Source organism: Microbacterium umsixpiens (assembly GCF_053543675.1).
On sequence record NZ_JBLVOH010000219.1, the window covers coordinates 737 to 9479 of the forward strand.

7 protein-coding genes and 1 pseudogene are annotated in these 8743 nt (G+C 68.3%); 7 read left to right on the forward strand and 1 reads right to left on the reverse strand.

Features of this window, described 5'->3' with window-relative positions; translation table 11 throughout:
* On the reverse strand, positions 1-1109 hold a 1109-nt coding region (locus ACNPM4_RS18495), incomplete at its 3' end, for a MalY/PatB family protein (protein ID WP_448986669.1).
* A gap of 241 nt (positions 1110-1350) precedes the next feature.
* On the opposite strand from ACNPM4_RS18495, the gene ACNPM4_RS18500 reads away from it, so the two are divergent.
* The 7 genes and pseudogenes from ACNPM4_RS18500 to ACNPM4_RS18530 form a co-directional block, all read left to right on the forward strand.
* Positions 1351-2373, forward strand: coding sequence for a LacI family DNA-binding transcriptional regulator (locus ACNPM4_RS18500; RefSeq protein ID WP_372467951.1), 1023 nt, complete (start codon positions 1351-1353; stop codon positions 2371-2373).
* A gap of 265 nt (positions 2374-2638) precedes the next feature.
* Positions 2639-3520: an ROK family protein gene (locus ACNPM4_RS18505; protein ID WP_448986670.1), complete on the forward strand. Its 882-nt coding sequence runs from the start codon at positions 2639-2641 to the stop codon at positions 3518-3520.
* Positions 3517-5355, forward strand: coding sequence for a class I mannose-6-phosphate isomerase (locus tag ACNPM4_RS18510; protein ID WP_448986671.1), 1839 nt, complete (start codon positions 3517-3519; stop codon positions 5353-5355). The genes ACNPM4_RS18505 and ACNPM4_RS18510 overlap by 4 nt, the downstream gene beginning before the upstream one ends.
* A 155-nt stretch (positions 5356-5510) precedes the next feature.
* Entirely contained in the window at positions 5511-6779 is a 1269-nt protein-coding gene (locus tag ACNPM4_RS18515; protein ID WP_167633658.1) for an ABC transporter substrate-binding protein, read from the forward strand.
* 7 nt (positions 6780-6786) lie between these two features.
* Positions 6787-7662, forward strand: a complete 876-nt coding sequence (locus ACNPM4_RS18520; protein ID WP_105711773.1) for a carbohydrate ABC transporter permease — start codon at positions 6787-6789, stop codon at positions 7660-7662.
* Positions 7662-8474 (forward strand): carbohydrate ABC transporter permease, encoded by an 813-nt coding sequence (locus ACNPM4_RS18525; RefSeq protein WP_167633656.1) that lies wholly within the window; start codon positions 7662-7664, stop codon positions 8472-8474. The genes ACNPM4_RS18520 and ACNPM4_RS18525 overlap by 1 nt, the downstream gene beginning before the upstream one ends.
* Positions 8475-8513: 39 nt before the next feature.
* A pseudogene (locus ACNPM4_RS18530) lies at positions 8514-8743 on the forward strand (hypothetical protein); the annotation flags it as partial.

An 8743-nucleotide genomic window follows, 5' to 3' on the forward strand; every position in this document is an offset into this window, starting at 1 on the left:
AACACGCCCCGGACGAAGCCCTCCGCCCCGCGTCCGAGCAGACGACCCTCGGTGAGCACGACCCCGGCCTGCTCGCGGAAGAACTCCGCCGGCGGCCCCGCGATGCCAAGCGCACGGGTGTCGATCCAGCCGATATACGTGGCATCGGGCACCCGGTACACGGCGCCGGGCAGATGCTCCGCCACCAGCGAGGTGAGCTCCCGCCGCGACCCGTCGAGGTAGTCGAGCACGTCCGACAGCCAGGGCTTGCCCTCGCGATACGCGGCCGTCGACGCCACGACGCCGAGGGTCGACGCCCCGTGCTGCACCGCGAACCCGAACCGTTTGTACAGCTGCTGATCCGCATCGTTCGAGGTGATGAGCTGCGCGGTCTTCAGCCCCGGGATGTTCCACGCCTTCGACGCGCTCGTCCCCGTCACCGTATGCGCGGCCGTCGCCTCCGACACCGACGCGTACGGGACGAAGGGCGCCCCGTCGTAGCGCAGCGGCGCGTGGATCTCATCCGCGAACACCCGCCCGCCGTGCCGCTCGACGACCTCGGCGATCGCCTCGAGCTCTTCCCGACCGACGATCGTTCCCGTCGGGTTGTGCGGGTTGCAGAGCACGAGCGTCCGCGCCCCCGCGGCGAACGCCTCGTCGATGCGCTGCAGGTCGTGCTGCCAGCGTCCGTCGACCTCCACACCCGGAACCTCGATCACCGGATGCCCGATCGCCGGCAGATATGTCAGGAACGGCATATAGGCCGGAGTCGGCACGATCACCCGCGAGCCAGCGGGTGCATACTCCTGCACCGCGACCCCGAGTGCGGCCATCACATCCGACACCGGGTGCACGCGCTCCGGGTCGACCGCCCAGTCGTATTCGCTTCGCATCCATCCCGCGGTGGCCTCCCCCAGCTCCGCGGCCTGCGGCGGTGAGAGGTACCCGAGGTTCTCGTCGTCGACCGCCCGGTGCAGCGCCGCCGCGATCTCGGGCGCGATCCCGAAGTCCATCTCCGCCACCCACGCCCCGATACGACCGGGGTGCAGACTCCACTTGCGGCTCTGCGGCCTGTCGAGGAACAGGCGGGTGCGTTCGTCGAACGGATGCGAGGAGGGATGTGCGGTCATGGTCGTGGGTTCGCGCCGGCTCAGCCGACAGCGTCCGTACAGGACAGATGCGGGGCACGGATCTCGGGCACGGGAAACTCCATTCACAGCGGGGTCCGACCAATCTACGGACGGCCCGCCCCGGTCGCACTTCGCGTTTCCATCCGTGACGACGGGCGCGGCATCCCGCGACGGCCCCGCGGATCCCGGAGCCCGCTGGTAACGTTCCCTAGATCGCACGCACGACATCCGGAGGGCAGTGATGAGCGAACGAGCGCGCCGCCCGACCGTGAAAGAGGTCGCGACCCGAGCGGGCGTCAGCCCCATGACCGTGTCGCGCACGCTCTCGGGCGGACTCAACGTCAAACCCGACGTGCAGCAGCGCGTCATGGAAGCCGTCGCCGAACTCGGCTACCACCGCAACGAGAACGCCCGCAGCATCCGTCCCGGCCACAGCAGCGGACTCATCGGCGTCGCGATCACGAACATCGCCAACCCGTACTACAGCACCTTCGCGCTCGGCGTCGAAGAGGAGGCCGCGCTCACCGGCCGCCGCATTCTGCTCGGCAACACGTCGGAAGATGCCGCGCGCGAAGCCGACCTCGTCGGCGACTTCCTCGGCCGCCGCGTCGATGGACTCATCGTCGTGCCCGCCGGCCCCACTTCCGCCCACCTCGCGCACTCCCAGAGCCAGGGCGTACCCGTGGTCCTCGCCTCGCGCCGCATCGACGGACTCGCGGTCGACAGCGTCGTGCTCGCCGACGACGACGGCGCGCACCGCGGCACGATCGCGCTCATCGACCACGGCCACACCCGCATCGGCTACCTCGGCAATGCGCTGTCGATCTTCACCGGTGAGCGCCGATACGCCGGCTACGTGCGTGCACTCGAAGAACGCGGACTCGCTGTCGACCCGAGCATCGTCGCCGCGAACCAGCAGACCGTCGACCAGGCCCGCGAAGCCACCCGGGCACTGCTCGGCCTCGAGCATCCGCCCACCGCCATCTTCTGCGCGAACAACCGCAACGCCATCGGCGCGCTCAAGGAGATCAGCGCCCAGCTCAACGCCGGGTCCCGCGCCGCGGCCGACTTCCCCGAGATCATGAGCTTCGACGACTTCGAGCTCGCCGAGCTGTCGCCCGTGCCCATCAGCGTGATCGACCACGATCCGCGCGAACTAGGCCGCACGGTCACCCGCCTGCTGCTCGACCGCCTCGACGGCGGGGACCGGGACGCCGCGCCGCGCGAGGTCGAACTGCCGGTGTCGCTCCGCTCCGTGCGCTGACCTCCGCGCCCAGGCACCTCCGTCCGGGCACCCGCTCCATCCGGACACCACTTGCATGACTCCATGCCGGATGCATGAGTGATTACCGACGCACTGTCATGCAGGTGGCCGCGGGGTCATGCAGGTGTGCCGATGAGGGGTGGCTCCGCTCCGTGCGCTGAGTCCGGAACTCCCCGCATCCGATCGGGTGTTGACACCCCCACACCGCGTTGATAACGTTACCAATCATCGACGAGGCAGTCGGATGAGGCGACGAGGAGGCCGGATGGAGCTGTGCATCGATTTCGGGGGCACCGAGATCAAGCTCGCCGTGATCGACGGCAACCGTGTCGTCGCCTCGGGCAGCATCCCCGTGCTCGGTAGCCCCGCCGACCTGGCCGCCGCCGCCGCCGAAGCCCGCCGACTCCTGACCGAGACCACGCGTCCCGCGGATGCCGTGGGCATCGCCGTCCCGGGCGTCGTCGACCCGACCAGCGGACGGATGCTGCACGCCAACGCGAAGTACGACTTCCTCGAGGGCCTCGACCTGAACAGCTGGGCGCTCACCGAGTTCGGCCTCCCCGCCGCGGTCGAGAACGACGCCAGGGCCGCCCTGATCGGCGAGACCTCGACGGGCAGTGCAGCCCGCGAGGGCGATGCGGTGCTCGTCACCCTCGGTACCGGCATCGGCACCGCGGCCATGATCGACGGCATGCCCCTGCGCGGACGCACCGGGCACGCCGGCATCCTCGGCGGACACCTCACGGTCGACCTCGACGGCCCGGTCTGCCCGTGCGGGAATGTCGGATGCGGCGAGGCGCTGGCGAGCACCTGGGCGCTCCCCTCCGGCACCACCATGACCGAGGTCTTCACGACCGACGCGCACCCCGGCATCCGCGACCGCTTCCTGCACGTGTGGGGCGCGGTCGTCACGTCGCTCGTGCACTCGTACGACCCGGCGGTGGTGATCCTGTCCGGCGGGATCCTGCGCGCGGGCGATGCGGTCCGCGCCCCGATCGAGGCCCACGTGCGCCAACACCTCTGGCCCTCGATGACGACGCCGCAGTTCGTCGTCCCCCCAGAGCCCGAACTCTCCGTCGCCCGCGGACTCAGCGTCCTCGCCCGCGCCACGACCATTCACACCGCCACACCGCAGGAGGAACAGTGACCACCCCGATCAGCGACATGCACGAAGGGCACACGACCCGAGGTCGCTACGACACCCAGCCCACCGTGGCGCTCCCCCCGGGCGAGCGCATCCTCCGCGGCACCGAGGGCTGGACCGACGCCGCCGAGCTCGCCGAGGCCTGCGCCCGCGTGACCGGCACCGCCCCCGTGCTGCTGGTGGACGCCTACCCGGGAGTCGATGTCCCCGCCCTCACGACCGCGGTGCGCGACGCCCTGCCGGACTGGACCGTCGTCGATGTCGAGACCGCCGCGCGCCCGGTCGCCGAGGTCGAGCAGCTGATCGCCCCGAACCTCACCGACGACCGCGTCTTCGGCGTGATGAGCCACTTCACCCTGACCGACTTCTACGACGCCGCGAAGCTCGACGCCCTCGCCGGCGGCATCACGCAGACCCCCACCGTCGTGATCGGCTGGGGGGCCGCGCTCCTCGCCCCGCGCCTCGATGGCGCCTCCGCGACCGTGCTCGTCGACATGGCCCGCTGGGAGATTCAGCTGCGCCAGCGCAAGGGCGCCACGAACTGGCGTGCCGACAACGCCTCGGAAGACAACCTGCGTAAGTACAAGCGCGGCTTCTTCGTCGAGTGGCGCGTCGCCGACCGACACAAGCGCAGCCTGTTCGACACGGTCAACTTCGTGCTCGACGGCAACGCGATCGCCCCGGCCGAACAGCATCCGGACTCCCCCGAAGCCGGCATGATCACCGGAAACGCGTTCCGCCAGGCACTGAAGGATGCCGCGCACCGGCCGTTCCGCGTCGTACCGTTCTTCGACCCCGGAGTCTGGGGCGGCCAGTGGATGAAGAACCTCATCGGCCTCGACCCCTCGAAGGACAACTACGCGTGGTGCTTCGACTGCGTGCCCGAGGAGAACTCGCTGCTGCTGGAGGGAGAGGGCGGCGTGATCGAGATCCCCGCCCTCGACCTGGTCTTCCGCCGCCCGGTCGACTTGCTCGGCGCGAAGACGTTCTCGCGCTTCGGCGCCGAGTTCCCGATCCGCTTCGACTTCCTCGACACGATGGACGGCGGCAACCTCAGCCTGCAGGTGCACCCGCTGACCGACTACATCCAGAACACCTTCGGCATGCACTACACGCAGGACGAGAGCTACTACATGCTCGACGTCGGCGACGATGCGGTGGTGTACCTCGGCACCAAGGAGGGCATCGACCGCACCGAGATGCTGCAGGATCTGGCGACGGCGCAGGACGGCGAGCATCCGTTCCCCGCCGACAAGTACGTCAACTCGTTCCCGGCCCGCAAGCACGACCACTTCGCGATCCCGGCCGGCACCGTGCACTGTTCGGGCGCGAACTCGATGGTGCTGGAGATCTCGGCGACGCCGTTCATCTTCACCTTCAAGCTCTGGGACTGGGGCCGCGTCGGCCTCGACGGCATCCCCCGCCCCGTGCACCTCGACCACGGCGCCCGCAACATCCAGTGGGACCGCGACACCACCTGGGTCGGCGACAACCTGATCGACCAGGTGCAGACGATCCGCACCGACGGCGACGTGATCGAAGAGAGCACGGGCCTGCACGAGCTCGAGTTCATCGAGGTGCGCCGGCACTGGTTCACCGGCGGCGCCGACCACGACACCGAGGGCACGGTCAACGTGCTCAACCTGGTCGAGGGGGATGAGGTGCAGGTCGTCAGCCCGACCGGCGCCTTCGAGCCCTTCGTCATCCACTACGCCGAGACGTTCATCGTCCCGGCCGCGGTGGGGGCGTACCGGATCGAGCGCACCGAGAACTCGCGCAGCGCCCGCTTCGCGACCGTCAAGGCGTACGTGCGCGGCTCGCGCACGAGCGACAACTGAACACGGAAACCGCACACAGCAACCCGAACGCAGCACCCGCAATGACGCACCATCCGCGAGGATCCCGCGAGGGAATCCCTTGCACCGCACTCATCACCTTGGTAGCGTGAACCCAGATTTATGGTAACGATACCAAACGAACAAGGGAGTTCTGAATGATTTCGCGACGCACGATCGCCGCTGCCGCGGCCGGTCTCCTCCTCGGCACCCTGGCCCTCGCCGGGTGCTCCGGCGACTCCGGATCCGGAGACGCCGGCGAGGTGACCGGCACGCTCAACTTCTACACCGACAAGGCGGCGTGGAAGCCCGACTTCGAGTCGCTCAACGAGGTCAGCGGCGAGGCCGTCGACATCACCCTCAAGACCACCGGCTACTCGGACGCGAACCAGTACGACGCCTTCATCAAGCAGTCGTTCCGCACCGACAAGTCGCCCGGCCTGTTCACCTGGCACACCGGCGACTCGCTCAAGCAGCTGGTCGACGAAGGCCTGGTGGCCGAGACCACCGACATCTGGACCAAGGCCGTCGACGAGGGCTGGGTGAGCGAAGACCTGCGCGACAGCTACACCTACGACGACAAGCAGTACTGCGTGCCGATGAACATCGCCTACTGGATCATGTTCTACAACAAGGCCGCCTTCGCCGACAACGGCATCGAGGTGCCCACCAGCTGGGACGAGCTGAACGATGCCGCCGAGACGCTGAAGGATGCCGGGGTCACCCCGTACTATCAGACCAGCGTGCTCTTCACGTTCCAATGGTTCCAGCACCTGGTCGCCTCGACCGACCCCGACCTGTACGCCGGGCTCACCACGGGCGACGTGAAGTACACCGACCCCGAGATCGTCGACGTCATGAACGTGTGGCTCGAGGAGCAGGAGGCCGGCTGGTTCAGCGACGCGGGCAGCACCACCGATCCCGCGGTCGGCCTCAAGCAGGGCGACTACGCCATGATCAACTTCGGCACGTTCTTCGCGGGCAACCTCGAGGGCGCGGGCATGACCACCGACGACTACGGGATGTTCGCGATCCCGGCCGTCAACGACGACCTCGACGCCACCCCGGTCGCCGTGGAGTCGGGCCCGATCTGCACCGCCGAGAACTCGAAGCAGCGCGACCTCGGTCTCGCCTACGCCGAGTGGTGGATGTCACCCGACGCGCAGACCGCCTGGAACGACGCCCACGGCGACGTGGCGTTCAACCCGAAGGCGAAGGTCGCAGACCCCGCTCTCGCCGAGCTGGGCACCACCATCGCCGGCGACGACTACATGCTGTACGACCGGTTCTTCGAGGCGATGCCGACCGAGATCGTGACCACCGCGATCGAGCAGTTCGGCGCCTTCAACGCCAACCCCGGCGACCCGATGCCGTTCCTGGAGAAGATCCAGGCCACGGCTGACAAGTACTGGGCAGAGCAGGAGTAAGCGTCGGATGGCGCATCAGAAGTCGCCGTACCAGTGGTCCGCCCGGGGCTTCATCGCCCCGGGCGTGATCCTGGTCGCGGTCCTGCTCTACCTCCCCCTGCTGTGGACGGTGTTCCTCAGCTTCACGAAGTACAACGGCCTCGGCAGCCCCGACTGGATCGGGCTCGACAACTACGTCGAGATGTTCACCGACGGCGACTTCGTGGGCTCCGCGATGAACACCGTGCTCTGGGTGATCGGCACCCTGATCATCCCGGTCGGCATCGGCCTGGCGATCGCCCTGCTCACCTGGAACCTCGGCGGCGGCATCTGGCTGCGCCTCCCCTTCCTCATCCCCTACGCCCTCTCCGGCATCGGCGTCGGCGTGGTGTGGTCGTTCATCCTCTCCTCCGGCGGAGCACTCGACCAGGCCCTGGCCGCGTTCGGCGTGACCGACCCGCCGCGGTGGCTGCTGGATGCTCCGCTCAACACGATCGTCATGATCATCGCCTCGTCGTGGCAGGGCGTCGGCGTGAACGCGCTGCTGTTCACGATCGGCCTGCAGGCCATCCCGAAGGAGCCGCTCGAGGCCGCGCGCATCGACGGCGCCGGCGGCGTGCGCCTGTTCACCAGCATCCTCTGGCCGATGCTCCGCCCGCTCACGGCGGTGGTCGTCGGGCTCTCGATCGTCGCGAGCCTCAAGACCTTCGACATCGTCTGGGGCATGACCAAGGGCGGACCGGGCACCGTCTCGGAGACCCTCGCGCTGACGATGTACAAGGAGACGTTCGTGAACAGCGACTACGGACTCGGCTCGGCGATCGCGGTGTTCCTCACCGTCATCACCCTGGTCGCGTCGGTGCTGTACCTGCGTCAGCAGCTCTCCCCGAAGAAGGAGATGTGATGTCGAAGATCATCAGAACGGCCGTCCTCGTCATCCTCGGAATCGTGTGGCTGCTGCCCGCGTACCTCCTCGTCGTGAACGCGATGAAGGACCCGATGACCTTCACCTCGAAGGAGTCGTGGATCCCCACCGAGTTCCACCTGTTCGAGAACTTCGCCGACGCGTTCGAGCTCTCGGGCCTCGGCGACAGCATCCTCAGCACCCTCATCTACTCGATCGTCTCGCCGACCATCGCCGTGCTCGTGGGCGCGGCGGCCGGGTACGCGATCGTGGCCCTGCGCCTCAAGCGCGGCTTCCTGTGGTTCGTCGTGATCTTCGGCGGCACGGTGTTCCCGCTGCAGATGGTGCTGCTGCCGCTGTTCGACGCCTACTCGCGCATCGGACTCTTCGACACCCGCGTGGGCATGGTGATCATCTACACGGTGATCTCGATCCCGTTCTCGGCCTTCGTGATGCGCAACTTCTTCACCGGCGTCGCGCACAACGTGTTCGAGGCCGCGGTGCTCGACGGCGCCACCACCTGGCGCATCTTCGTGCGGCTGTACCTGCCGATGGCGTCGAGCGCGCTGGTCGCGATCTTCATCCTGCAGGCGACCTTCGTGTGGAACGACCTGCTGCTCGGCCTCACACTCAGCCAGTCCGACGACATCCGCCCGATCATCACGACCCTGTCCGGCATGCAGAGCACCTATGGCGGCGCACAGATGTCGGTCGTGCTCGCCGCGGCCGTGCTCGTCTCGCTCCCGACCGTGATCCTGTTCCTCTGCACGCAGCGGTTCTTCGCCAAGGGCCTCGCGCTCGGCCAGTACTGACCCCTCTCCCGCCCCTCGCCCCGCCCCTCGAAAGGCATCATGCATCCGCTCATCCCCACCGTCGAGGACCTCGCCGCCGTTGCGGTCACCCACCATTACGACGACATGATCGCGCCGACCGGCCTCACGAACATGTTCGGCACCGTGCGCGTCGACCACGACCTGACCGCGATCAGCGCGGTGCAGTTCCCGCCCGTGTCGCAGGGGCTCACCCAGACCGCGGTGCTGTTCGTCGACGGCCGGCTGTTCGCGTCGTACGGCGTGCCCGT

Coding starts and splice junctions, on each gene's coding strand:
- ACNPM4_RS18500 (WP_372467951.1), top strand. CDS start 1,351: ATGAGCGAACGAGCGCGCCGCCCGACCGTGAAAGAGGTCGCGACCCGA.
- ACNPM4_RS18505 (WP_448986670.1), top strand. CDS start 2,639: ATGGAGCTGTGCATCGATTTCGGGGGCACCGAGATCAAGCTCGCCGTG.
- ACNPM4_RS18515 (WP_167633658.1), top strand. CDS start 5,511: ATGATTTCGCGACGCACGATCGCCGCTGCCGCGGCCGGTCTCCTCCTC.
- ACNPM4_RS18520 (WP_105711773.1), top strand. CDS start 6,787: ATGGCGCATCAGAAGTCGCCGTACCAGTGGTCCGCCCGGGGCTTCATC.
- ACNPM4_RS18525 (WP_167633656.1), top strand. CDS start 7,662: ATGTCGAAGATCATCAGAACGGCCGTCCTCGTCATCCTCGGAATCGTG.